This is a genomic window from Cellulomonas sp. SG140, from assembly GCF_025770785.1.
In the GTDB taxonomy this organism is placed as follows: Bacteria; Actinomycetota; Actinomycetes; order Actinomycetales; family Cellulomonadaceae; genus Cellulomonas.
Genome location: NZ_JANZLA010000002.1, coordinates 459,059 through 482,212, shown reverse-complemented (window position 1 = coordinate 482,212; position 23,154 = coordinate 459,059). Strand labels below are relative to the sequence as shown.

Here is a 23,154-nt window from a genome sequence, read left to right as displayed (position 1 = left end):
CCGCCCGCGTCCCGCGCGGGCGGTCACCGCTGCGCCGGACGTAGCCGTGCCGCGATCTGCACCGCTCGGACGGCGGCGGCGGCCTTGGCCCGGGTCTCGGCGTACTCGACCTCCGGGACGGAGTCCGCCACGATGCCCGCTCCCGCCTGGACGCTCGCGGTGCCGCCCCGCAGGAGAGCCGTGCGGATCGCGATCGCCATGTCCATGTCTCCGGCGAAGTCGAAGTAGCCCACCGTGCCGCCGTAGATCCCCCGCCGGGCGGGTTCCACCGCGTCGATCAGCGCGATCGCACGGGGCTTCGGCGCACCGGAGAGGGTGCCGGCGGGGAAGGTCGCGACGAACGTCTGCAACGCCGTCGCTCCGGCCCGGAGGCTACCGACCACCGTCGAGCAGATGTGCATGATGTGCGAGTACCGGCGCACCGACATGAAGTCCACCACGTCGACGGACGTCGGTTCGCACACCTTCGCGAGATCGTTGCGCGCCAGGTCGACCAGCATGATGTGCTCGGCGCGCTCCTTCGGGTCCGCGAGGACCTCGTCCGCCAGGGCCCTGTCCTCGTCGGGGGTCCGCCCTCGGGGACGCGACCCGGCGATCGGGAAGGTGACCACCTGGCCGTCGGTCACCTTGACCAGGGTCTCCGGGCTGGAGCCCACGACGGCGAAGTCGTCGCCCCGAGGGTCCTGGAGCTGCAGGTAGTACATGTAGGGGCTCGGGTTCACGGTCCGCAGCACGCGATAGACGTCGAGGGGCTCGGCCGGGCAGTCGAGGTCGAGGCGTTGCGACAGCACGACCTGGAACACCTCACCGTCCCTGATGGCGTCCTTCCCCGTGCGGACGGCCGCCTCGAAGTCGGGCCGGCTGGTGCGGAAGCGGAGCTCGGGCTCCGGCAGCGAGGGGTCGAGCACCGCGACGGCGGGCTCCGCGGCTCCGACGAGGCCGGCCTGCATCGCCTCGAGGCGGGCGACCGCGTCGGCGTAGGCCTCGTCGACTCGGTCGTCCGTCGCGTCGAAGTTGATCGCGTTGGCCACCAGCCAGACCGAACCGTCCTGGTGGTCGACCGCCGCCAGGTCCGTGGCGAGCAGCAGCGTCACCTCAGGGACGTCGAGCTCGTCGGGCGCCTCCGCCGGCAGGGTCGGCTCCCAGTGGCGCACGACGTCCCAGCCCAGGGCACCCACGAGCCCACCGGTCAGCGGTGGCAGACCTGGTACGGGCGGCGTCCGGAGCACCTCGAGCGTCGTGCCCAGCACGTCGAGGACGTCGCCGTCCCGCGGCACGCCGACCGGGACGTCTCCCGACCAGACGGCCCGGCCCTCCACCACCCCGAGGCTGGCGCGGGACCGCACACCGACGAACGACCACCGCCCCCAGGTGCCGTCCGCCTCGGCCGACTCCAGCACGAACGTGCCAGGACGCCCGCCTGCCAGCGCGCGGTACAGGCCCACCGGCGTCGTCGCATCGGCAAGCAGCCTCCGGACCACGGGGATCACACGGTTGTCCCGCGCCAGCTCCCGGAACCCCTCCAGCGTCGGCCAGGTGGACCCCCACGGCACCTCGACGGCGTCGACCGGGGTCGTCTCCCCCGGGACCACCGGGTCCGGCGCGCTCATTCGCCCACCACGGCAGGCAGCGGACCTCCTGCGTCGAAGCACGAACGAGCGCCGGTGTGGCACGCGGCGCCGACCTGCTCGACCTGCACCAGCACGGCGTCACCGTCGCAGTCGAGCTCGACCGAACGGACCAGCTGGACGTGGCCCGACGTGTCGCCCTTGCGCCAGTACTCGCGCCTGGAACGGCTCCAGAACGTCACGCGTCCCGTCGTGAGCGTCCGGTGCAACGCCTCGTCGTCCATCCACCCCAGCATCAGCACCTCGTGCGTGTCGTGCTGCTGGATGACGGCGGCGACCAGACCTGCCGCGTCGTGCGCGAGGCGCGCCGACACGGCCGGGTCGAGACCGGTGGAACCAGGGACGGCCGGGGCAGCGAGGGGCTCAGCGGGCACCCCAGGATCCTGCCACGGCGACGCCGGGCTGCCGGGTCCCGGTCCATCCGCAGGGTGTCCGACGACCCCGCGTCAGCGGACCGTGACCCCCGCAGCGCGCAGCGCGTCCTTGACCTGGCGGACCGTGAGCTGCCCGAAGTGGAACACGCTCGCCGCGAGGACCGCGTCAGCGCCCGCCCGCGCCGCCTCGACGAAGTGTGCCGGCGTGCCGGCCCCGCCGCTCGCGATCAGCGGCACGCTGACCGTCGCACGCACGTCGGTCAGCATCCGGAGGTCGAACCCGGCCTCCGTCCCGTCGGCGTCCATCGAGTTGAGCAGGATCTCGCCGGCACCGAGCTCGGCGGCGCGGGCGGCCCACTCGACCGCGTCGATCCCCGTTCCGCGTCGACCGCCGTGGGTGGTCACCTCGTAGCCCGACGGCGTCCGCGTCTCGCCGGTGCAGCGGCGCGCGTCCACGGACAGGACGAGCACCTGCGAGCCGAAGCGCTGCGCGATCTCGGCGATCAGCTCGGGTCGGGCGATCGCGGCGGTGTTGACGCCGACCTTGTCCGCGCCAGCCCGGAGCAACCTGTCGACGTCCTCCGCCGAGCGCACCCCACCGCCCACGGTCAGCGGCACGAACACCTGCTCGGCGGTGCGCCGGACCACGTCGTACGTCGTCTCGCGCCCCGCCGACGACGCCGACACGTCGAGGAAGGTGATTTCGTCGGCGCCCTCGGCGTCGTAGCGGCGTGCGAGCTCGACCGGGTCGCCGGCATCGCGGAGGTTCTCGAAGTTCACGCCCTTGACGACGCGGCCGGCGTCCACGTCGAGGCACGGGATGACACGCAGGGCGAGGCTCATGAGCTCCCTCCGGCGGCGACCGCCAGGATGTCGACGACGAACACGACCGTCTGTCCGGACAGCTCCTGGCTCTGCGTCGCACCGAGCGCGTACGTCGGCGGGACCACGAGCAGCAGCTGCGAGCCGACCGGCTGGTCGGCCAGGCCCTCGGCCCACGCCGGGACGTCCACGAGGGAGAACGACGACGGCGAGCCCCGGCTCCAGGTGGAGTCGAACGCCTCGCCCGTCTTCCAGGAGAAGCCGACGTACTGGACCGTCACGGTGTCGCTCCGCGTCACCTGGCGACCGGAGCCACGGATCAGCGGCTGGGCGACCAGCGAGGTGGGCGGGTCCGTCCCGGTCGGCGTCAGCGTCGGCGCACCGTCTGCGGCGAGCTTCACGGTGGGAAGGCCCTGCGGTGGGTCGACGTGCTGGCCGGTGGCGCGCAGCGACAGCACGTCGACCACGGTGACGGTGGGCACGTCGTTGCCGGCCCCGGTCCCGGGCGGGCTCACCTGCAGCAACCGGGCGCCGATGTGCGCGCCGGAGAGCGTCCGATAGAGGTCTGCGCCGAGCGCGGCAGGGGTCAGCTCGCGTGTCACGGGGCTCGCCGAGTAGCTCTCCGCGACGACGGTGGCCGTCCGGGCGTTCTCCACCCAGTAGTTGAGCAGCACCGGCTCGCCGTCGTGCAGCTCAGGACCTGTACCGGGCCAGATGGTTGAGCGGTAGGTCCGCCCCGGATCGAGCGGGGCGACGTAGGTCAGGATCGGCTTGCTGCCCGGCTCACCGGAGACCGAGACCTCGGGCGCCGACGACGCGGGTCCGGCGCACGCCGTGAGCAGCAGTGCGAGGAGCGCGAGCAGCGCAGCGCGCAGGCGCACCTCGTCCCTCCTTCGTCCACCGTGCGGACCACGGCCACCTCGCGGCCCGGCCGTCCACTGTACGGGTCCTCACATCGACTCGATGAGCCGGTCCACCCGCTCGTCGATGCTCCTGAACGGGTCCTTGCACAGGACCGTCCGCTGCGCCTGGTCGTTGAGCTTGAGATGCACCCAGTCCACGGTGTAGTCGCGCCGCGCGTCCTGGGCCGCCCGCACGAAGTCGCCACGAAGCTTGGCCCGCGTCGTCTGCGGCGGCTGCTCGGTCGCCTCGAACACCTCCACGTCGGTGGTCACCCGCTCGACGAGGCCTCGGGCGGCGAGCAGGTTGTACAGGCCCTCGGTGCGAGAGATGTCGTGGTAGGCGAGGTCGAGGCGCTGCACCCGCACGTCGGACAGCTCCAGGCCGTGCTTGGCGCGGTAACGCTCGATCATGCGGTACTTGATCGCCCAGTCCAGCTCGCGGTCCACCAGCGACAGGTCGCCGGTGCGCAGCGCGCGCAGCCCCCGCTCCCAGAGGTCGAGCACCTGCTTGGTCTCGGGAGAGGGACCCACCTCCGAACCGACGAAGTCGGCGACCCGCGCCAGGTACTCCTCCTGCAGGTCGATCGCCGTCACGGTCCGGCCCGACGCCAGCGTGATGGGGTGCCGCCCGGTCATGTCGTGGCTGATCTCGCGGATTGCCCGGATGGGGTTCTCCAGCGCCATGTCACGGACGGGGACACCGGCCTCGACCAGACGCAGCAGCATGTCGGTCGCACCGACCTTGAGCATCGTCGTCGTCTCGGCCATCGACGAGTCCCCGACGATCACGTGCAGGCGGCGGAAGTGCTCTGCGTCGGCGTGCGGCTCGTCGCGGGTGTTGATGATCGGACGGGACCGGGTCGTCGCGCTGGAGACCGCCTCCCAGATGTGGTCGGCGCGCTGCGACAGGCAGTACACCGCACCCCGCGGGGTGGCCAGCACCTTCCCGGCCCCGGTCAGGATCTGCCGGGTGATCAGGAACGGCACCAGCACGTCCGAGAGCCGGGCGAAGTCGCCCTGCCGGCGTACCAGGTAGTTCTCGTGACAGCCGTACGAGTTGCCCGCGGAGTCGGTGTTGTTCTTGAACAGGTGGATGCTGCCGGGCAGCCCCTCGTGCTCCAGCCGCTGCTGGGCGTCCTGCACCAGGCCCTCGAGGATCCGCTCCCCTGCGCGGTCGTGGGTGACCAGCTGCCGCCAGTCGTCGCACTCCGCCGTCGCGTACTCCGGGTGCGACCCGACGTCGAGGTACAGCCGTGACCCGTTGCGAAGGAACACGTTCGATGAGCGCCCCCACGCCACCACCTTGCGGAACAGGTAGCGCGCCACCTCGTCCGCCGAGAGGCCGCGCCCGTCCACCGCGGCGCACGTGACGCCGTACTCGGTCTCCAGGCCGAAGATCCGTCGGTCCACGGCGGCTCTCCCTTCGTCGGTCCGGACTGCTCGTCCCGCTCAGCGAGCGGTGTCCTCCGGCTGCTCCGCGCTCGGTCCGCCCTCCGGACCAGGCGGGTGCTCCTCCGCGCCGGCCTCGGCCGAGCCCGGCCCCGGCAGGGGCGCCTCGGTCGATCCGGTACCCAGGACGTCCTCCAGCAACGCGCCCGTCAGGCGACGGAACGCCCGTCGCGGTCGCGTGCGGTCGAGCACCGCGACCTCGAGGCTCGACGCGCCGAGAGCTCGGGGCGGTGCACCGTCCTCTGCCGGCGCACCGAGGGCACGGACGCCGAGCTCCAGGACCTCGGCGAGACTCATGCCGGGCCGCCAGTGCTCACCGATGATCGCGGCCAGCCTGTCCGACTGCCCGCCCATCGCCACCCAGCCGTGCTCGTCGGCGACCGAGCCGTCGTAGCTGAGGCGGTAGATCTGGTCCCCCGCCGGCTCGCGACCGACCTCCACGACGACGAGCTCGACCTCGAGCGGCTTCGACTCGGTGGTGAAGACCGTTCCCAGCGTCTGCGCGTAGGCGTTAGCGAGGCCCCGCGCCGTGACGTCGACCCGGTCGTAGGAGTACCCGCGGAGGTCCGCGTACCGCACGCCGGCCACCCGCAGGTTCTCGAACTCGTTGTACTTGCCGACGGCGGCGAACGCGATCCGGTCGTAGATCTCCGAGACCTTGTGCAGCGCGCGGGACGGGTTCTCCGTCGCGAAGGCCACACCGTCGTCGTACTGCAGCACCACGACCGACCGCCCCCGCGCGATGCCCTTGCGGGCGTAGTCCGCGCGGTCCTTCATCAGCTGCTCGGGCGAGACGTAGAAGGGCATGCTCATCGGGCCGGTCCTCCTCGTCCCTCGCGCCGAGCCGCGCGGACCTCGTCCGTCGCCGCCGCCAGCTCCGAGTCCGGCACCCGCAGGTAGCCGGCCTCGGTGACCGTCGCGACGACGGGGTAGATCCCGCGGTCGCTGTCCGGACCGCCCGTCGCCGAGTCGTCGTCCGCCGCGTCGACGAGGGCCTCCACGGCGACGTGCACCGCCTCGTCCGCCGTCATGCGGGAGCGCCACCGCTTCTTCAGCGAGCCACGTGCGAAGACGGACCCGGACCCGACGGCGTGGTGCTCCTGCTCCTCGTACCGACCGCCCGTCACGTCGTAGGAGAAGATCCGGCCGACGCGTCGGTCGAGGTCGAAACCGGCGAAGAGCGGCACGACGGCGAGCCCCTGGAGCGCCAGCGGGAGCTGTCCCCGGATGATGGTGGCGAGCCGGTTCGCCTTGCCGTCGAGCGAGAGCAGCGAACCCTCGATCTTCTCGTAGTGCTCGAGCTCGAGCTGGAAGAGCCGCACCAGCTCGACCGCCAGGCCGGCCGTGCCGGCGATGCCCACGGCGGAGTACTCGTCTGCTGGGAAGACCTTCTCGATGTGCCGGCTGGCGATCATCGATCCCATGGTCGCGCGGCGGTCACCCGCGATCACGACCCCGCCGTCGAAGGTCAGGGCGACGATCGTGGTGCCGTGCGGAGCGTTCAGGACGGCGCCGGCAGCGCTCGCATCGACCGCTCGGGAGGCGGGCAGCAGCTGCGGGGCGTACCCGCCGAGGAACTCGACGAAGGAGGATGTCCCCGGCGTGGTGAACGCCGCCGGCAGCCTCCCGGCCGGATGGGCGTCGGTGCTCACTGACCACCCTTCTGCACGAACCCGCGGACGAACTGCTCGGCGTTGGACTCGAGGACGTCGTCGATCTCCTCCAGCAGGGCATCGACCTCCGCGTCCCGCGCCTGCGCCGACGGTGCCGCGGGCGTGGGGGCCTCGGGCTCGTCGCCCGGTACGTCGTCCTGGTGCCGGTTGACGTGCTCGGTTCCCGCCATGGTGACCTCCCGGGGGTGGACTCCTGCTGTGGCCTGCTCGTGCCCACCCTAGGCCCTGGCGCCGACAGCGCCGGGTGACGGCCGCGCGCCGCCCGTGGGCCGCGGACACACCCCTTGCCCGTGTGCACAACGCCCCGCGGCGGGTCGCCTGACCTGTGAGGATCCGGGCATGACCGCTCCGACGACCGGCCGGTTCGACGCCGTGCGTGCCAGCCTGCTCGACCGCTCGCTGTGCCCGGCCTGCGGTGCTCCGCTGTCCGGGCCGCGTTGCCTGTGGTGCGGCGTCCCGCTGGACGGGCCCGCGGCACAGACGGTCCTGCGGCTCTCGGTCGCGGCCGCGGAGGCCATCGCCAACCGTGAGGTCGGGGTCCGCGACCTCTACGCGGAGCGAGACGCGCGGTTCCGCCAGCCGTCCGGGCTCACCGCCGCGTCCGGCCCGGCCGGGACCTCGCGCTCGCCGCTCCGTCCGCCACCGCCCTCGGCACGACGTGTCGCGCCACCGACCGCAGGGATCGCGCACCCCGCACCAGGAGCCCCGCGACCCGCTCCCACCTGGGGTCCTCCCCCGCACGAGCGCCGCACCGCCAGCACCCCACGATGGCGGGTGCAGTCGGTGCTCCAGGCGCTCGGCGCCGGGCTCCTGTCGTCGGCCGGGATCGTCTTCCTCGTCTTCTCCTGGGGGGTCCTGAACCTTCAGGCGCGCGCGGCGATCGTGGCGCTCGGGACCGTCGTGGTCTTCGGCACCGCCCAGGTGCTCGCACGGCGGGGTCTGAAGCAGGGCGCCGAAGCCGTGGGGGCGGTGGCGGCGGTGCTGCTGCTCCTCGACGCCTGGGCGCTGCGGAGCACCGGGATCGTCGAGTCGGGCGCCCCAGGTGTCTACGCCAGCGTGGCTTCGCTCGTCTGCGCCGTCCTGCTGGCGGGATGGGGCCGGGCGGCGCGCCTGAGGGTCGGAACGATCGGGGCCGCGGTGCTGTGGTCCATCGCCCCGCTCCCGTTGGCGACCCTGGCACCGTCGGCCCGGAGCTGGGTCTGGGCGCTGCTGAGCAGCGTCGTGATGGGGTGGGTCCGGCACGTCCCGCAGGTCCGCGCCCGGAGCAGGGACGACCACGCAGAGGTGACGGCGAGCCTGCTCCTCTCCGGCGGCGCCGTTCTCGCGTGGGCCGTCGCGACGCTGATCGCGCTGGCATCGCTCGGCACCACACCGAAGGACGGTCTCGTGCTGCTCAGTGCAGCGGCCGTGGCCGCAGCCCTGCAGGCCTGGCTGTGCGCGACGGCTCCCGCACGGCACGAGGAGTCGATGGCGATCGTCTGGCAGTGCGCGTTCGTCGGCGCAGCCTTCGTGGACGTCGTCGCGGGCGCCGCCGTGGCGCGACCTGCGACCGGGGCCGCACTGGCTCTCGTCGCGGCCGGCTGCGTGTCCGGGCTCGTCGCGGCCGTGTCCGGCGACGGCCGCGGGGATGCCGCGGTCGGCACCGGACCGAGCCGGGCGACCGGTGCTGGTGCGATCCTCCGTCGGCCCGCTGTGACGCTGCTGCCCGCCGCCGCTCTGCTGATCTCGGTCGGCGCTGGGGCCCTCGTTCCCGGCGACGCCTTCGGGGTCGTCCTCCTCCTGCTGCTCACCGTCGTGGCCGCAGTCGTCGACCGCCGGTCGGGCGACGCCCTGGGCGTCGGTGCTCGTGCCGTGGCCGCCCGCGTCGCGGTGGTCTGCAGCCCGTTGGTCGCGCTGGTGGCAGCCCACGGCGGGGGCTGGGCGACCGCCCTCGGGCTCGCCGCGTGCGCGGTCGTCGCCGTGTGGGCTCGCACCTGGGGCGTCCTTCGATCCTGGGCCGCACGGTCGACCGCTGCAGCGGCGCCCTGGACCGTCGCCGCGATCGGGGTGGCGGCGCACGCCGCGGGTGCGGGCGCCAAGGATGCCGTCGCGATCGCGGCGACGGGCGGCGCCGCGCTCCTTTCGTTCGTCGTGGTGGCACCCGACCGGCCCCGCCACGAACGCCAGGTCGCCCTCATGGCGGCGGCGTGCTCGGCCGGGATCGGCTGGTCGCTGCTCGCCGTCGTGCCGGGGTGGTGGGACCGCTCGGTCCTCCTCGTCGTCGTGGCGGCGTGCGGCCTCGTCGCGCTCGCACTCGTCTCAGGCGCCGAGCGCGTCGGAGAGTGGGGCGCCGTGCTCGGCGCGGGTGCGGCCCCTCTGGTCCTGGCTCTCGCAGCCTTGTCCACGGCCGCCGTGCTCCGTCCGGCTCACGCCGCGAACGGCGTCGTCCTCGTCACCGCGAGCGGCGGTGCGGCCGCGGTCATGCTCTCGGTCGTCGCGCGCGACCGCCGGGGTGCCCGCGCCGGTCGCGCCGCAGAAGCGGGAGGCTGGACGACGCTCGCGGCGGCGCTCCTCGCGGCAGTCCAGCAGTCTGCGCAGGTCGCGGCCACGGTGCTGCTCGTCGCGGCAGTCGGGGCGCTGGTCACGGGTGCCCGCGGCCGACGCCCCGGGCTGCGCTGGGGAGCGCTCACGCTGGCGACGGCAGCGTCGTGGACGCTGCTGCACGCGAGCGGGCAGGGCACCCCGGAGCTGTTCACCGCGCCCACGGCGGTGGTCGTCGCCGTGGTGGGCGCCCGGCGTGCACGACGAGGCCGGTCGGACGGCGTCACGCTCCTGGCGGCCGGTCTGACCCTGAGCCTGCTCCCCACGGCGGTCCTGGGCGGTGCCGTTCCGCTGACCGCACGGCTGCACGCCGACCGTGACATCCTCACCACCGCAGCCGCCGTCGTCCTGGTCCTCCTCGCCGCACGCCGCTCCGCTCGACGCCCGGCCGGGGTGACGACTGTGCTCGCCGGTCTCGGCCTCTGCCTGACCGTCCTGGGCCCGGCACGCGCGGCCGTCGACGCCGCCGGTACGAAGGGCAGCGGCGCGCTGCCCGAGCTGCTCGGGGCTCTCGCCGCCGTCCTGCTGCTCACCTCCTGCCGCGCGGCGAGGACGGACGCGCCCCGTGCCGTGCAAGGCCCGGTGCGCGCGATCGAGCCCTGGCTCGTGACGACCGCCGCGGTGCTGCCGAGCGTGCTCGCGGCCGAGCCGGATCCGGCCGGCCGCCTCCGGCTGTGCGTCCTCGCCGTGGTCGGTGCAGGTCTTGCGGTCGTAGGCTCCACGGTCGCGGTCCGGGCGAACGAACCCTGGGCCCGGCACCTGATGGGGGTCGGCATCCTCGTCTCCTCCGCGGGCGCTCTGGTCGCGGTGCGAACCCTCCCCACGGTGCCCGGCGGTGTCGTGCCGGCGGCACTCGGCCTCCTGCTGGTCACGACGCTCTTCCTACGGCCACCCAGCTGGTCCGTGCCGGCCGACCTCGCCCGGACGCTGGCCGGCGCTCTGCTGCTGGTGCCGAGCCTGCTGTCGAGGTCGGAGGCATGGCGGCCGGCCGCTTGGACCGGAGTCGCGGCGGTGCTCCTGACGGCGGGATGGCTGGTCCGGGCGCAGCAGCGGCGCGCCACGACGGTGCGGCACGTCGCGGCGCTCGCCTCCGCACTCGCGGCGGCCGGGCCGTGGTGGTACGTCGTCTCGCCCCGGCTGGACTCGGTCGGGCCGACGAGCAGCCCGCCCGAGCGCTGGGCCCTTCCTGCGGCCGTGCTGGTGCTGGCCGCCAGCCTGCTGGGCTGGCCGCGGCGGGACGGGATCCCGTCCCGGCTGACCCTCGCCACACCGGCGCTCGGCCTCGCGGCGCTGCCCACGTTGCTGGCGGCCGACGCGACCGCGTCCGGGACCGTACGGCTCGCGGCGGTCTCGACCGTCGGAGGTGCGCTCGCTGTCATCGCCCAGCTGCGGCGGTCCGGGCCGTCGTCGTCTGCCGAGGACGCACGCTGGGGGGTGGGCGTCGGGACAGCGGTCGCGGGCGCCGCAGCGTTCGTCGCGGCGGCGGTCGGTCCGTGGTCGTGGGACGTGCCGATCATCACGTTCGGCCTGCTCCTCATGGCGCTCGGGCTCCTCCGCACGACGCAGGAGGCGGCCGCCGGTACGTGGCCGACGCTCGGTCCTGGCCTCCTCGTGGCGGTCGTCCTCCCGGCGCTCGTCAGCGCGGGGAACGGTGCCGCGTGGCGGCCGGTCGTCGTGGTCGTCCTCGCGGTCGCCGCGACCGTGCTGGGCGCCACCCTGCGCTGGCAGGCGCCCTTCGTGGTCGGCGCGGCCACGCTGGTCCTGGTCACGGCGCTGCAGGTGGGGCCGTGGGCAGGCCGGGTGCTCGTGCAGACGCAGGGCTGGGTGCTCCTGGCCGTCTGCGGCACGCTGCTGCTCGCACTGGGCCTGCGTTACGAGCGCCGGCTCGCGCAGGCCCGTGAGGCGGTGCGGTTCGTGGCGACGATGCGCTGACCGGTCGGTCGGCGGCCGCGGGTGGCGAGGTCAGGCCCCCAGCGCCGCCAGCAGGGTCGCGGCGTCCGGGCTGCGGTCGAGCAGGTCGCCGACGTGGGCGCGCGTCCCTCGTGCCGGGTCTCGCATCGGCACCCGCTGCAGGGAGTGCGATCCCGGGACGTCGAAGACGACGGAGTCCCATGACGCCGCCGACACCTGCCCCGGGTACCGCGCCACCGCCTCGCCGCGGAAGTACGCGCGCGTGTCCTCGGGTGCGTGCCGCACCGCCTCCACGACGTCGTCGTCGGGCACGAGGAGCTCGACCGCGCCGGCGGCGGCGAGCCGGTGGTACAGCCCCCGCTCCGGCCGCACGTCCGACCACTGCAGGTCCACGGCGGCCAGACGAGGGTGGTCCCACGCGAGCTGGTCGCGCCGACGCATCCCCTCGAGCAGCCGCAGCTTCGCCAGCCACTCCACCTCGCGGGCGCACGACGCGGGGTCCGTGCCGAGCCGGTCGAGCAGCGAACACCACCGGTCCAGCACGTCACGGGTCTGCGGGTCGACCGGGCCCGTCGGTTCCAGGGCACGGAGCACCGAGTCGAGGTAGACCCGTTGGATCTCCAGGGCGGTCAACCGCCGACCGTCCGCCAGCTCCAACCGCTCGGTGAGGGTCAGGTCGTGACTGACCAGGTGCACGGCGCCCACCGGGTCGGCGAGCGCGAGCTGGTCCACGGCGGCCAGTGCACCCGGACCGCCGTCCACCAACGCCTGCTCGATCAGCCACAGGACCAGGGAGGTGGTGCCCAGCCGGAGGTAGGTGGCCGGCTCCAGCATCGTCGCGTCGCCGATGATCACGTGCAGGCGACGCCACCGCGCCGGGTCGGCGTGCGGCTCGTCCCTGGTGTTGACGATCGGACGACGGAGCGTCGTCTCGAGCCCGACCTCGGCCTCGATGTAGTCGGCCCGCTGCGAGAGCTGGAAGCCCGCCAGCTCGCCGCGCTGCCCGATCCCCACCCGTCCCGCCCCGGTGAACACCTGGCGCGTCACCAGGAACGGCGTCAGGCGGTGGACGAGATCGGCGAACGGGACGGACCGTTCGACCAGGTAGTTCTCATGGGTCCCGTACGTCGCGCCCTTGCCGTCGACGTTGTTCTTGTACAGGACGACGTCCGGCATCGCGGTCATGGAGGCCAGCGCGCGGACGGAGGCGAGCATCACCAGCTCCCCGGCACGGTCCCACTTCACGCCGTCGAGCGGGTTGGTCACCTCGGGGCTCGAGTACTCCGGGTGCGCGTGGTCGACGTAGAGGCGCGCACCGTTGGTCAGGATCACGTTCGCGGCGCCGGGGTCCTCGTACTCCTCGACGGTCGACCGCGGCATCGCGTGGGGGGCGTCGCCCGACGGCGCCGGAGCGGCCGGGTCGTCCGTCAGCAGCGACGGGTGCGCCGAGGCGCGCTGCAGCCGGAACCCCCTCGCGTCGTGCAGCGGGTCCTCGTCGTCGTAGTCCCAGCGCGCCTTCGCGCGGGCACCCTCGCGGGCGGCGGCATGCACCGCGACGACGTGGCTCGACAGCAGCATCGGGTTGGCGAGCGGACGCCCGGGCTGCAGGACGCCGTACTCGGTCTCGATCCCCATGATGCGCCGGACGGTCACGTCCTCACCCTAGGGCGCGGGGCGCGGACGACCGGGTGCCGCCGGTGCGCAGACAGCGCCCGGTGCCCTGCCCCTCGGCTCAGAGGTACTGACCCGTGCTGGTCACCGTCTCGATGGTGCGTGAGGTGTCGACACCCTTCTTGCCCTGCACGATCGTCCGGATGAAGACGATGCGCTCGCCCTTCTTGCCGGAGATGCGCGCCCAGTCGTCGGGGTTCGTCGTGTTGGGCAGGTCCTCGTTCTCGCGGAACTCCTCGACGCAGGACGCCAGCAGGTGGTCGACCCGGATCCCGCGGTGTCCCGTGGAGAGGAAGTCCTTGATCGCCGACTTCTTCGCCCGGTCGACGATGTTCTGGATCATCGCCCCGGAGTTGAAGTCCTTGAAGTACAGGACCTCCTTGTCGCCGCTCGCGTAGGTGACCTCGAGGAACCGGTTCTCGTCGCTCTCGGAGTACATCCGCTCGACGACCCGCGCGATCATCGCCTCCACGGCGGCGACCTCGGACCCGCCGTGCTCGGCGATGTCGTCCGCGTGGATCGGCAGGTCGGGGGTCAGGTACTTGGCGAAGATCTCGCGGGCACCCTCCGCGTCAGGACGCTCGATCTTGATCTTCACGTCCAGGCGGCCGGGCCGCAGGATCGCGGGGTCGATCATGTCCTCGCGGTTGGACGCGCCGATGACGATGACGTTCTCCAGCCGCTCCACACCGTCGATCTCGGCGAGGAGCTGCGGCACGATCGTCGTCTCGACGTCCGACGAGACGCCGGTGCCGCGGGTGCGGAACAGCGACTCCATCTCGTCGAAGAACACGACGACCGGATGCCCCTGCGACGCCTTCTCGCGGGCGCGGGCGAAGATCAGCCGGATGTGCCGCTCCGTCTCCCCCACGTACTTGTTCAGCAGCTCGGGGCCCTTGACGTTGAGGAAGTACGACCGGGCGGCGTTGGGGTCGTCACCGCGTGCCGATGCGGCCGTGGCGGCCAGCGAGTGAGCCACCGCCTTCGCGATCAGCGTCTTCCCGCAGCCGGGAGGGCCGTAGAGCAGGACACCCTTGGGCGGCTTCAGCCCGTGCTCCCGGAACAGCTCAGGGTGCAGGAACGGGAGCTCGACCGCGTCGCGGATCGCCTCGATCTGGGCGCCGAGACCGCCGATGTCCGAGTAGTCGATGTCCGGGACCTCCTCGAGGACCAGCTCCTCGACCTCGGCCCGCGGGATCACCTCGAAGACGAACCCGCTGCGCGAGTCGATCGTCAGCGCGTCGCCCACCCGCACGCCGCTCGACGCCACCTGGCCGGCGAAGCGGACGACCCGCTCCTCGTCGCCGCGCCCGACGACGAGCGCACGCCCCTCGCCGAGCATCTCCTTGATGGTGACCAGCTCGCCGACCTTCTCGTACCCACCCGCCTCGACGACGGTGAGGGCCTCGTTGAGCATGACCTCCTGGCCGGGCTGCAGCTGACCGACGTCCAGCGACGGGCTGGCCCCGACGTGCATCTTGCGGCCGGCGGAGATGATGTCCACCGTCCCGTCGTCGCGGGCACCGAGGAACACCGCATAGGTGCCGGGCGGCTTGGCCAGCTCGTCCACCTGCCGCTTGAGCTCGACGATCTGCTCCCGTGCCGCGACGAGAGCCTCGGTCAGCCGCTCGTTCTTCGCGGCGAGGACCGCCACCTCACGGGGCAGGTCGCGTCCAGGAGCAACCGGGTCGCTCATGTCGGCCTCCGTTCGCACGTCGCTGGTCTGGCTCGGAGCCATCCTGCACGGCGCTGTGCCTGCTGGTCCGGCAACAGTAACCACACGGCCGGACACCGCACCCGTGACGCGTCGCACAGGCCGGTCCGTCTCAGCAGCCGGACCGACCGCGTCCGTCAGGGCGCCGCGGGCGTCTCCGGGGGCTGACCGACCTCCCGACGCGCCCGCCGGACCTTCTTGTCCGACACGGGCTGCTCGCCCAGCTCCTCGGCGGTCCACAGGTCGGCGTCGGCCACAGGCGCCCCGTCGGCCGCCACGGGATAGGCGCCCTTGGCGGGGCGGCGGCGCCGCAGCGGGGCCTGCACGCCGTCCGCCAGGCGACGTGCCGTCAGCAGGAAGCCGGTGTGGCCGATCATCCGGTGGTCCGGACGCACGGCCAGACCCTCGAGGTGCCAGGTGCGGACCATCGACTCCCAGGCGGCGGGCTCGGTGAACCGCCCGTCGGTGCGCAGGTCCTCGGCCAGCCGGGACAGCTGGGTGGTCGTCGCGACGTAGCAGACCAGCACTCCCCCCGGCACGAGTGCGTCCGCGACGACCTCGATGTTCTCCCAGGGTGCGAGCATGTCGAGCACGACCCGGTCGACGGTGCCGCGCTCGGCCACCTGCGGGAGCACGTCGGCGAGGTCCCCGACCGAGAGCCGCCACGCCGGGTGCGGGCCGCCGAAGAAGCCCTCGACGTTGCCCCGGGCGACGGCCGCGAAGTCCTCGCGCCGCTCGATCGAGTGCAGCTGCCCGCCGTCACCCACCGCGCGCAGCAGGAAGAGCGTCAGGGCGCCGGACCCGACACCTGCCTCGACGACACGCGCGCCCGGGAAGATGTCGGCCATCGCCACGACCTGCCCGGCGTCCTTGGGGTAGACGACCGCGGCGCCGCGAGGCATCGAGACGACGTAGTCCGCCAGCAGCGGCCGCAGCGCCAGGTACTCCACGCCGCCGGAGGAGCGCACCACCGACCCCTCGGGCTGACCGGCGAGGCCGGCGTGCGCGAACCAGCCCTTGTGGGTGTGGAACGTCCCACCCTCGGTCAGCGTGATCGTGTGCAGGTGCCCGCGCGGGTCCGTCAGCTGCACGCGGTCGCCGTACCGGAAGGGGCCGGTGTGGCGGGTGGCGCCGGTCGGCGTCGGTCCGCCGGGTGCAGGGAGGTCGGTCACGGCGCCCGAGTCTAGGGCGGCGCACCCACCGTCCCGGACCGGCGGACCGGTGCTAGACCCGCAGCATCGCCACGACGTCCGCCGTCCGGACGAGCCCCGCGACGCGGCCGTCCACCAGGACGGCGACGACCGGGGACAACCGGGACGCCTCGGACAGCGCCTGGAGCAGCGCCTCGCCCGCCAGCCCTCCGTCCACCCACGCCCCGACGGGCAGCGGGACCGCCACGGCGCTCACCGGGGTCGTCGCCGCGGCGTCAACCGGGACACGGCCCGCCGCCTCGACGTCGACGTAGGCCGCGGGCCGACCGTCCGGGGCGACGAGCACCACCTCGCTCGCGCCGGCCGCGACGGCGTGCTGACCGGCCACGGCGACCGTCTCGTCGGGCGCGACGGCCAGCGCCGGCCGAGCGACCGACGCCAGGGTCAGGCCGTGCACCACCCGCTGCTGCCGTGCGGAGCGGATCGTCGCGGTCGCGCCGCTCCAGAGGAAGGCCGCGAGCAGGAGAGCCCAGATCACGGTGAAGACCGACGGCGTGGAGCCCTGCGCCAGGGGAAGCACGACGGCGAGCAGCACCAGGCCTGCGGCGACGGCTCGCCCGACCCAGCCGGCGACCTCCGTACCACGCGAACGGTCACGGGTCCCGGCCCAGACGGCGGCCTCGAGCAGGCGGCCACCGTCCAGCGGCAGGCCGGGCAGCAGGTTGAAGAGGCCGACGAAGCCGTTGCTGAACGCACCGGCCCACGCGAGGTACTCCGCCAGCGACCCGCTCGGCGCTAGCACTCTGAGGCCGGCGAACGCCCCGGCGAGGAGCAGGTTCGCCAGGGGGCCGACGACGGCGACGAGGGCGGACGTCGCGGGCGACGAGCTGCCGCCGACGAACGAGGTGTGCCCGCCCCACAGGGTCAGCACGAACGCCGTCGGCTGCTGCCCGCGCCGCTTGGCCACGATGCCGTGCGCCAGCTCGTGCACCAGCACGGACGCGAAGAGCAGCACGACGAACACCGCCGCGACGAGGTACGCGCCGGCGCCGAGCCGGGTGGCGTTCTGCACGGACGGCGCGTACGCCGCCGTCAGCACCACCACGGCGAGCAGCCACGAGGGGGCCAGCACCACGGGCGCGCCGGCCACGTGGCCGATCACCCAGCCGGGCTGGCGGGACTGGCGCGGGTCCGACGGGCTGCTCACCGGCCCAGCGTAGGTGGCCCGGCGCGGCGCACCGTGCGGGAGCCGCGTGCCGAGGTAGGGATGTCGGTGGTGCCGCCTACCCTCGGCGGGTGAGCATCGACCAGGACGAGACGGCTCCCGAGCAGATCACGGAGCTCGACGGCACGGTCGACCCCCTGGACGTCGCGGTCGAGGAGACGATCGAGGACGCGGCCGACGCCTCGAACCGGGCGGCGTCTCGCGTGCCGCCTGGGCTGTCACCCTCTCGTGCGCACGACTTCCTGCAGTGCCCTCTGCTGTTCCGCCTCCGCGTCGTCGACCGCCTCCCGGAGCCCACCACCGAGGCGGCCGCTCGCGGGACGCTGGTGCACTCGGTCCTCGAGCACCTCTTCGACCTGCCGGCGTCCGAGCGGACCATGGACGCCGCCCGGGCGCTGCTGCTGCCGCGCTGGGCGGCGCTGTGCGAACGGTCCGAGGCGTACGCCGGGCTCTTCGCCGACGACGCGGCCCGCGACGCCTGGCTGGTGTCCGCCGAGGGCCTCCTCGGTACCTACTTCACGCTCGAGGACCCGACCCGCCTCGAACCGCGCGCCCGCGAGCTGAAGGTGACCGCGGAGCTCGAAGGCGGTCCGCAGCTGCGTGGGGTGATCGACCGGGTCGACGTCGCACCCAACGGGTGGGTGCGGGTCGTCGACTACAAGACCGGCCGGTCCCCCCGCCCGGGATACGAGGGCGACGCCCTGTTCCAGATGCGGTTCTACGCCTACGTCGTCTGGCGCACGCGCGGCACGCTCCCCCGCCTGCTGCAGCTGGAGTACCTCGGGGACGGGACCGTCCTGCGGCACGAACCGACCGAGTCGGAGATGCTCACGCTCGAGTCGCGGGTGCGGTCCATCTGGACCGGGGTGCAGGAGACGGCGCGCAGCGGAGACTGGCGTCCGCGGACCTCGAAGCTGTGCGACTGGTGCTCGTTCCGGCAGCTCTGCCCGGCCTTCGGCGGCACGACGCCCGAGGTGTCGGACGACGCGGTCGAGCGGGCGACCGGTGTACGGCCCGAACGGGTGGCCGTCGCCTGACGGTCAGGCGGCGCGCAGGTCGAGCACGTGCCCGGCACCCACCCGGGCCAGCGCGGCCAGGTCGAGGTCGGTCAGCCCGGAGACCCGGCTGAGCTCCGGTGCCGGCGGCACCGTCGACGGCGACGCCAGGGCGACCACCCGGGCGCCCGCGGCGAGGGCCGCTGCCACGCCGGACGGCGAGTCCTCGACGGCCACGCACAGGCCCGGCTCCACGCCGAGCAGGCGCGCAGCCGTCAGGTACGGCTCCGGGTGCGGCTTGGAGTTCACGACGTGGTCGCCGGCGACCACGACGTCGAACAGCCCCACCGCCTCGGCGAACGGAGCGGCGAGAACGGCCTGCGACGACGTGACCAGGGCCTGCGGCACATCGGCAGCGTTCAGCTCCGTGAGCAGCTCGACCGCACCCGGCTTCCACGGGATGCCGGCGGCCACCGCGGCCCCGACGCGGGCGTTCAGCGCCTCGGCGATCTCGAGCGCGGTCAGGGTGACGCCCCGCGCCTGGAGGGCAGCGGCGCACACCGCCATCGACGACCCGATCATGTCCACCGCGTCGGCGGCCGTCCAGACTCCGGAGTACGCCTCGACCAGCTCGGCCTCCGCGGCCATCCAGTACGGCTCGGTGTCGATGAGGGTGCCGTCCATGTCCCAGAGGACGGCGGCGGGCAGCTCGAGCACCGGACCATCGTACGGAGCCGTCGACGTGCCTCCTCCCGTCGAGGTCCGGAGCGCACGGGCCCCCTGCGCCCGGGCCGCCCCGCCTAGGCTGTCGGGGTGAGCGACGTGACGGCGGACCTGCCCGGTGACGACACCGTCATGCTGGCGGCGTTCGAAGGCTGGAACGACGCCGGCTCCGCGGCGACGGAGGCGCTGACGCACCTGCACCAGGCCTGGGACGCCGAGCAGATCGACGAGCTGGACCCCGAGGAGTACCACGACTTCCAGGTGAACCGTCCGGTCATCGCCGTGGACGAGGACGGCGTCCGCCGGATCAGCTGGCCCAGCACGTCCGTCGCGGTTGCGCGGGGCCCGCGCACGGGACGCCAGGTGGTGCTGGTGCACGGCATCGAGCCCTCGATGCGGTGGCGGCGCTACTGCAACGAGCTGCTCGACATCGCCGCGGGCTTGGGCGTCCGGACCGTCGTCACCGTCGGCGCGCTGCTCGCGGACGTGCCCCACACGCGCCCGATCCCGGTGAACGCCACCAGTGAGGACGCCGCCGTCCGCGCCGCCCTCGGCCTGGAGGCGAGCACCTACGAGGGTCCGACCGGGATCGTGGGGGTGCTCCAGCACGAGGCGGCCGCGCGCGGCATGCAGTCCCTGTCGTTGTGGGCGGCCGTGCCCCACTACGTGGCGCACCCTCCGTCGCCGAAGGCGTCCCTGGCGATCCTGCACCGGGTCGAGCAGCTTCTCGGGGAGTCGATCCCGCTCGGCGAGCTCCCGGACGACGCCGCGGCCTGGCAGGCGGGCGTCGACGAGCTGGCGGGCGAGGACTCCGAGATCGGCGACTACGTGCGCCAGCTGGAGCAGGCGAAGGACACCGCCGAGCTGCCCGAGGCGAGCGGTGAGGCGATCGCGCAGGAGTTCGAGCGCTACCTGCGTCGGCGCGACACCGGCAACGGCGGCTGAGGGACGCCGGTCCGGCTGCAGGCCCTAGAGGCGCACGCCCAGCAAGGCGTCCACGGCGCGGGCCACCACCCCGGGTGCTCCCTCCACCGGCTCCTCGGCTCCGTGCACCGCACGTGCCGCCCAGTCGTCGACCGCGTGCAGGGCCATGGGCGTGTCGAGGTCCTCCGCGACGGCCGCGCGCACGGCGCTCAGCGTCGCGGTCGCGTCGGGTCCGCCGTTGCCGGAGACCGCGCGCCGCCAGGACGCCAACCGCGCCCGCGCCTGTGCGAGCTGGTCCGCCGACCACTCCCAGTCGTGCCGGTACCGGTGCGCCAGCAGCGCCAGCCGGATCGCCATCGGGTCCTCGCCCTGGTCCCGCAGGGTGGAGACGAGCACCAGGTTGCCCCTGGACTTGCTCATCTTCTCCCCGTCCAGACCGACCATCCCGGCGTGCACGTGGACCCGTGCGCCGTGGCCCGCGTCCAGCAGCCGCGCGTGCGAGGTGCTCATCTCGTGGTGGGGGAACAGCAGGTCGGACCCCCCACCCTGGACGTCGAAGGGCAGCCCGAGGCCGTCCCGCGCGATCACCGCGCACTCGATGTGCCAGCCGGGGCGGCCCCTGCCGAGCGTCCCGCCGTCCCACGCCGGCTCGCCGGCGCGCTCCCGCCGCCACAGCAGCGGATCCAGCGGGTCCCGCTTGCCGGGCCGCTCGGGATCCCCGCCCCGCTCGGCGGACAGGGCGAGCATCGTGTCGCGGTCGAGGCCGGCGACGGCCCCGAAGTCGTGGTCCGCCGTGAGGTCCGCGTACACGTCGCCCAGGCCGGTCCCGTCGTCCACCGCGTCGGGTGTGGGCACACGGTAGGCAGCCCCTGCCTCGAGCAGCGCCTCGACCGCCACCACCACGTCCGGCAGCACCTCGACGACGCCCCGGTAGACGTCCGGCGGGATGACGCCCAGCGCTGTCATGTCCTCGGCGTAGAGGGCGATCTGGTCGTCGGCGAGCGAGCGCCAGTCGACGCCGGTCGCGGCCGCCCGCTCGAGCAGAGGGTCGTCGACGTCCGTGACGTTGGAGGCGAACCGGACGCTCAGGCCCGAGTCCCGCCACGCGCGGTTGAGGACGTCGAACGCGACCGCGGTGGCCGCGTGCCCCAGGTGCGTCGCGTCGTAGGGCGTGATGCCGCAGACGTACAGGGTCGCGGTCGGTCCGGACGACGCCGGCACCAGCAAGCCGGTCGAGCTGTCGTGGACCCGGACGACGGGCCCCTCACCCGGGAGCCGCGGGACGTGCGGGGCAGGCCAGGTGAGCACGCCCGGAAGCCTAACCGGCTCGGCGGCGCCGCCCGCGCGGGCGGACGGGTCAGAATGCCCATGTGACGGCCGCCACCGACGACCCGCGACGCGGCGTGGTCCCGCTCGCGATCTACCAGCAGCGGGACGGGGCATGGACGCGGGTGCCGTGGGATCCGCAGCTCGTCGTCCGCACCGGGGGCCGCGGCACACCGACCTGGGTGGTGCTCGAGCGGCTGGCCGACCTCGCCCCTGCCGCACGGGCGTGGGGCGCGGACGAGATGACCGTGTCGTTGGCGGAGCACCGGGTCCGCCGCCTGGAGACCGGGCGCCCGAGCACGGCGCTGTTCGCGCACGTCGACCACGGGCGCACGGGTGACGTCCTGCTGTCGATCCCGACCATGTGGTACGACGACACGACCAGGGACGTGCACACCGGCGACCTGACGGCCGTGGCCTGCGACGACCTGATGCTGTCCGTCGAGCAGGGCAGCGCGCACGTGCACGAGATCGCGGCCGAGCGGCTGACCACGGGCGCCCCCACCCCGGACCGTGGTGTGCGTGAGGCCCTGGCCGCACTCCTGTTCACCGTCCTCGCGCGCGCCAGCGAGGTGGAGCTCGGGCTCGGCGACGCGGTGGCGCACACCGAACGCCTGGTGTTCAGCTCGGGCAGCTCTGACCCGGTGGAGCGGATCTACGACCTGAAGCGTGAGATCGCCGAGGCGCGCCGCAGCCTCAGCCCGCTGATGGCGGTGCTCCCCGAGCTGGAGGACGACGAGGACCGTCACGCGGCGCGCACCAGCCAGTGGCTGCACCGGCTGCAGGCGTCGGTCGACCGTCTGGACCGCCATCTCGACGCCCACGACTCGCTGCTCGGAGCGATGCTCGAGGTGCACCTGTCGCAGGTGTCGGTCCGGCAGAACGAGGACATGCGGAAGATCTCCGCGTGGGCGGCGATGATCGCGGTCCCGACGCTGATCGTCGGGCTCTACGGCATGAACTTCCACCACATGCCGGAGCTGAGCTGGACGTACGGCTACCCGCTCGCGGTGGTGGTGATGGGGGCCGTCTGCCTGTGGTTGTACCGCGCGTTCAAGCGCAGCGGCTGGCTGTAGCGACCAGGCCTCGGCGGCGCGCTGCGCTCCCGCCGCGACGCGGGAGCTCAGGGCGTGACCGGCACGCTCGGGTCCAGCGCGCCAGTGACGAGCAGCAGGACGACGACGGCTGCCAGCCCGATCCGGTACAGCACGAAGGGCCGGTAGCTGTAGGTCGAGACGATCTTCAGGAACACGATGATGACGAGGTACCCGACGACGAACGCCACGATCGTCGCGACCAAGGTCAGTCCCAGACCCGGTACCCCGGCGTGCCCGAACCCGTCGAGGTTGGTCACCAGCTCATAGAGCCCCGAGCCGAACACCGCAGGGATCGCCAGGAGGAACGAGTACCGGGCGGCGGCCTCGCGGGTGTAGCCCATCAGCAGACCGCCGGTGATCGTCCCACCCGAGCGGGAGACGCCGGGGATCAGGGCCAGTGCCTGCCAGAAGCCGAACTGGACCGCGTGCCGGGGCGTCAGCGTGTCGAGCGGGCGCTCCTTGCGACCGACCCGGTCCGCCCAGCCGAGCAGCAGCGCGAACCCGACCAGCGTGAGCACCGTGATCCAGAGGTTGCGCAGCACGTTCTCGATCGAGTGCTGGAACAGCACGCCGAGGACGACGATGGGCAGCGAGCCGATGGCGATGAACCATGCCATCAGCGCGTCGTGGTCGGGCCGGGCACCGTCGGGCATGCCGGCGCGCGACCGCCAGTCCGTGCCGCGGTCGCCACGCAGCGCCCGCCACCAGGCCGAGACGATCCGCACGATGTCGCGGCGGAAGTAGAGCAGCACGGCCGACTCGGTGCCGAGCTGGATCACCGCCGTGAACGCGGCACCCGCGTCCCGCCCGCCGATCAGCTCGCTGATGATCCGGATGTGGGCGCTCGACGACACCGGCAGGAACTCCGTCAGGCCCTGCACCAGTCCGAGCAGGATCGCCTCGCCGCCGCCCATGCCGCTCGCCACGGGGCGCACCATATCCTGCGCGGCGTGCCGGGCCCCCGACGCCCCGCGGTTAGGGTGACCAGT

19 protein-coding genes are annotated in these 23,154 nt (G+C 73.6%); 4 read left to right on the top strand and 15 right to left on the bottom strand.

The genetic code is table 11. The features are described from left to right. Positions 1-23: 23 nt before the first annotated feature. The 8 genes from N0B34_RS06035 to N0B34_RS06000 form a co-directional block, all read right to left on the bottom strand. Entirely contained in the window at positions 24-1,610 is a 1,587-nt protein-coding gene (locus N0B34_RS06035) for an anthranilate synthase component I (protein WP_263730404.1), read from the bottom strand. Beyond that, positions 1,607-2,002 (bottom strand): phosphoribosyl-AMP cyclohydrolase, encoded by a 396-nt coding sequence (gene hisI / locus N0B34_RS06030; protein ID WP_412175699.1) that lies wholly within the window; start codon positions 2,000-2,002, stop codon positions 1,607-1,609. Before hisI ends, N0B34_RS06035 begins: the two co-directional genes overlap by 4 nt. Before the next feature lie 72 nt (positions 2,003-2,074). Beyond that, positions 2,075-2,845 carry an imidazole glycerol phosphate synthase subunit HisF gene (hisF, locus tag N0B34_RS06025; protein ID WP_263730403.1) on the bottom strand — a complete coding sequence of 257 codons (771 nt, stop codon included), beginning with the start codon at positions 2,843-2,845 and terminating at the stop codon, positions 2,075-2,077. Further along, on the bottom strand, positions 2,842-3,705 hold the full coding sequence (locus tag N0B34_RS06020) for an FKBP-type peptidyl-prolyl cis-trans isomerase (protein WP_263730402.1): 864 nt from the start codon (positions 3,703-3,705) through the stop codon (positions 2,842-2,844). Before N0B34_RS06020 ends, hisF begins: the two co-directional genes overlap by 4 nt. 69 nt (positions 3,706-3,774) lie before the next feature. Then, positions 3,775-5,136: a Pup--protein ligase gene (pafA, locus tag N0B34_RS06015; protein WP_263730401.1), complete on the bottom strand. Its 1,362-nt coding sequence runs from the start codon at positions 5,134-5,136 to the stop codon at positions 3,775-3,777. A 39-nt stretch (positions 5,137-5,175) separates the two neighbouring features. Beyond that, complete coding sequence (gene prcA / locus N0B34_RS06010; protein WP_263730400.1) at positions 5,176-5,988, bottom strand: proteasome subunit alpha; 813 nt, start codon at positions 5,986-5,988, stop codon at positions 5,176-5,178. Then, on the bottom strand, positions 5,985-6,827 hold the full coding sequence (gene prcB / locus N0B34_RS06005) for a proteasome subunit beta (RefSeq protein WP_263730399.1): 843 nt from the start codon (positions 6,825-6,827) through the stop codon (positions 5,985-5,987). The genes prcA and prcB overlap by 4 nt, the downstream gene beginning before the upstream one ends. Beyond that, entirely contained in the window at positions 6,824-7,018 is a 195-nt protein-coding gene (locus tag N0B34_RS06000; protein ID WP_263730398.1) for a ubiquitin-like protein Pup, read from the bottom strand. The genes prcB and N0B34_RS06000 overlap by 4 nt, the downstream gene beginning before the upstream one ends. Positions 7,019-7,187: 169 nt before the next feature. Between N0B34_RS06000 and N0B34_RS05995 the strand changes: the two genes are divergently transcribed. Next, entirely contained in the window at positions 7,188-11,360 is a 4,173-nt protein-coding gene (locus N0B34_RS05995) for an SCO7613 C-terminal domain-containing membrane protein (RefSeq protein ID WP_263730397.1), read from the top strand. A 30-nt stretch (positions 11,361-11,390) separates the two neighbouring features. On the opposite strand, the gene dop is transcribed toward N0B34_RS05995, so the two are convergent. The 4 genes from dop to N0B34_RS05975 form a co-directional block, all read right to left on the bottom strand. After that, a complete protein-coding gene (dop, locus tag N0B34_RS05990) occupies positions 11,391-12,992 on the bottom strand; it encodes a depupylase/deamidase Dop (protein WP_318529964.1) in 1,602 nt (533 codons plus the stop codon). A gap of 79 nt (positions 12,993-13,071) precedes the next feature. Continuing rightward, positions 13,072-14,706, bottom strand: a complete 1,635-nt coding sequence (gene arc / locus N0B34_RS05985; protein WP_263730396.1) for a proteasome ATPase — start codon at positions 14,704-14,706, stop codon at positions 13,072-13,074. A 155-nt stretch (positions 14,707-14,861) separates the two neighbouring features. Continuing rightward, complete coding sequence (locus N0B34_RS05980; RefSeq protein ID WP_263730395.1) at positions 14,862-15,896, bottom strand: tRNA (adenine-N1)-methyltransferase; 1,035 nt, start codon at positions 15,894-15,896, stop codon at positions 14,862-14,864. Positions 15,897-15,948: 52 nt separating this feature from the next. Continuing rightward, positions 15,949-17,082 carry a site-2 protease family protein gene (locus tag N0B34_RS05975; protein WP_263730394.1) on the bottom strand — a complete coding sequence of 378 codons (1,134 nt, stop codon included), beginning with the start codon at positions 17,080-17,082 and terminating at the stop codon, positions 15,949-15,951. Positions 17,083-17,171: 89 nt separating this feature from the next. Between N0B34_RS05975 and N0B34_RS05970 the strand changes: the two genes are divergently transcribed. Then, on the top strand, positions 17,172-18,137 hold the full coding sequence (locus N0B34_RS05970; protein WP_412175698.1) for a RecB family exonuclease: 966 nt from the start codon (positions 17,172-17,174) through the stop codon (positions 18,135-18,137). Positions 18,138-18,140: 3 nt separating this feature from the next. Here N0B34_RS05970 and N0B34_RS05965 read toward each other — a convergent pair whose 3' ends face one another. Then, complete coding sequence (locus N0B34_RS05965; RefSeq protein ID WP_263730393.1) at positions 18,141-18,812, bottom strand: HAD family hydrolase; 672 nt, start codon at positions 18,810-18,812, stop codon at positions 18,141-18,143. 138 nt (positions 18,813-18,950) lie between these two features. On the opposite strand from N0B34_RS05965, the gene N0B34_RS05960 reads away from it, so the two are divergent. Beyond that, positions 18,951-19,763 (top strand): PAC2 family protein, encoded by an 813-nt coding sequence (locus N0B34_RS05960; RefSeq protein ID WP_263730502.1) that lies wholly within the window; start codon positions 18,951-18,953, stop codon positions 19,761-19,763. 24 nt (positions 19,764-19,787) lie between these two features. Here N0B34_RS05960 and mshC read toward each other — a convergent pair whose 3' ends face one another. Then, positions 19,788-21,050, bottom strand: a complete 1,263-nt coding sequence (mshC, locus tag N0B34_RS05955) for a cysteine--1-D-myo-inosityl 2-amino-2-deoxy-alpha-D-glucopyranoside ligase (RefSeq protein WP_263730392.1) — start codon at positions 21,048-21,050, stop codon at positions 19,788-19,790. Positions 21,051-21,112: 62 nt separating this feature from the next. Between mshC and N0B34_RS05950 the strand changes: the two genes are divergently transcribed. Then, positions 21,113-22,144, top strand: coding sequence for a magnesium and cobalt transport protein CorA (locus N0B34_RS05950; RefSeq protein ID WP_263730391.1), 1,032 nt, complete (start codon positions 21,113-21,115; stop codon positions 22,142-22,144). 47 nt (positions 22,145-22,191) lie between these two features. Here N0B34_RS05950 and N0B34_RS05945 read toward each other — a convergent pair whose 3' ends face one another. Then, positions 22,192-23,079 carry an undecaprenyl-diphosphate phosphatase gene (locus N0B34_RS05945; protein WP_263730501.1) on the bottom strand — a complete coding sequence of 296 codons (888 nt, stop codon included), beginning with the start codon at positions 23,077-23,079 and terminating at the stop codon, positions 22,192-22,194. Between the last annotated feature and the right edge of the window lie 75 nt (positions 23,080-23,154).

What these genes read in the sequence shown, in the direction of transcription:
- N0B34_RS06035 (WP_263730404.1), bottom strand. Translation starts at nt 1,610, where the DNA reads ATGAGCGCGCCGGACCCGGTGGTCCCGGGGGAGACGACCCCGGTCGAC.
- hisF (WP_263730403.1), bottom strand. Translation starts at nt 2,845, where the DNA reads ATGAGCCTCGCCCTGCGTGTCATCCCGTGCCTCGACGTGGACGCCGGC.
- prcA (WP_263730400.1), bottom strand. Translation starts at nt 5,988, where the DNA reads ATGAGCATGCCCTTCTACGTCTCGCCCGAGCAGCTGATGAAGGACCGC.
- N0B34_RS06000 (WP_263730398.1), bottom strand. Translation starts at nt 7,018, where the DNA reads ATGGCGGGAACCGAGCACGTCAACCGGCACCAGGACGACGTACCGGGC.
- N0B34_RS05995 (WP_263730397.1), top strand. Translation starts at nt 7,188, where the DNA reads ATGACCGCTCCGACGACCGGCCGGTTCGACGCCGTGCGTGCCAGCCTG.
- arc (WP_263730396.1), bottom strand. Translation starts at nt 14,706, where the DNA reads ATGAGCGACCCGGTTGCTCCTGGACGCGACCTGCCCCGTGAGGTGGCG.
- N0B34_RS05960 (WP_263730502.1), top strand. Translation starts at nt 18,951, where the DNA reads ATGCTGGCGGCGTTCGAAGGCTGGAACGACGCCGGCTCCGCGGCGACG.
- N0B34_RS05945 (WP_263730501.1), bottom strand. Translation starts at nt 23,079, where the DNA reads ATGGGCGGCGGCGAGGCGATCCTGCTCGGACTGGTGCAGGGCCTGACG.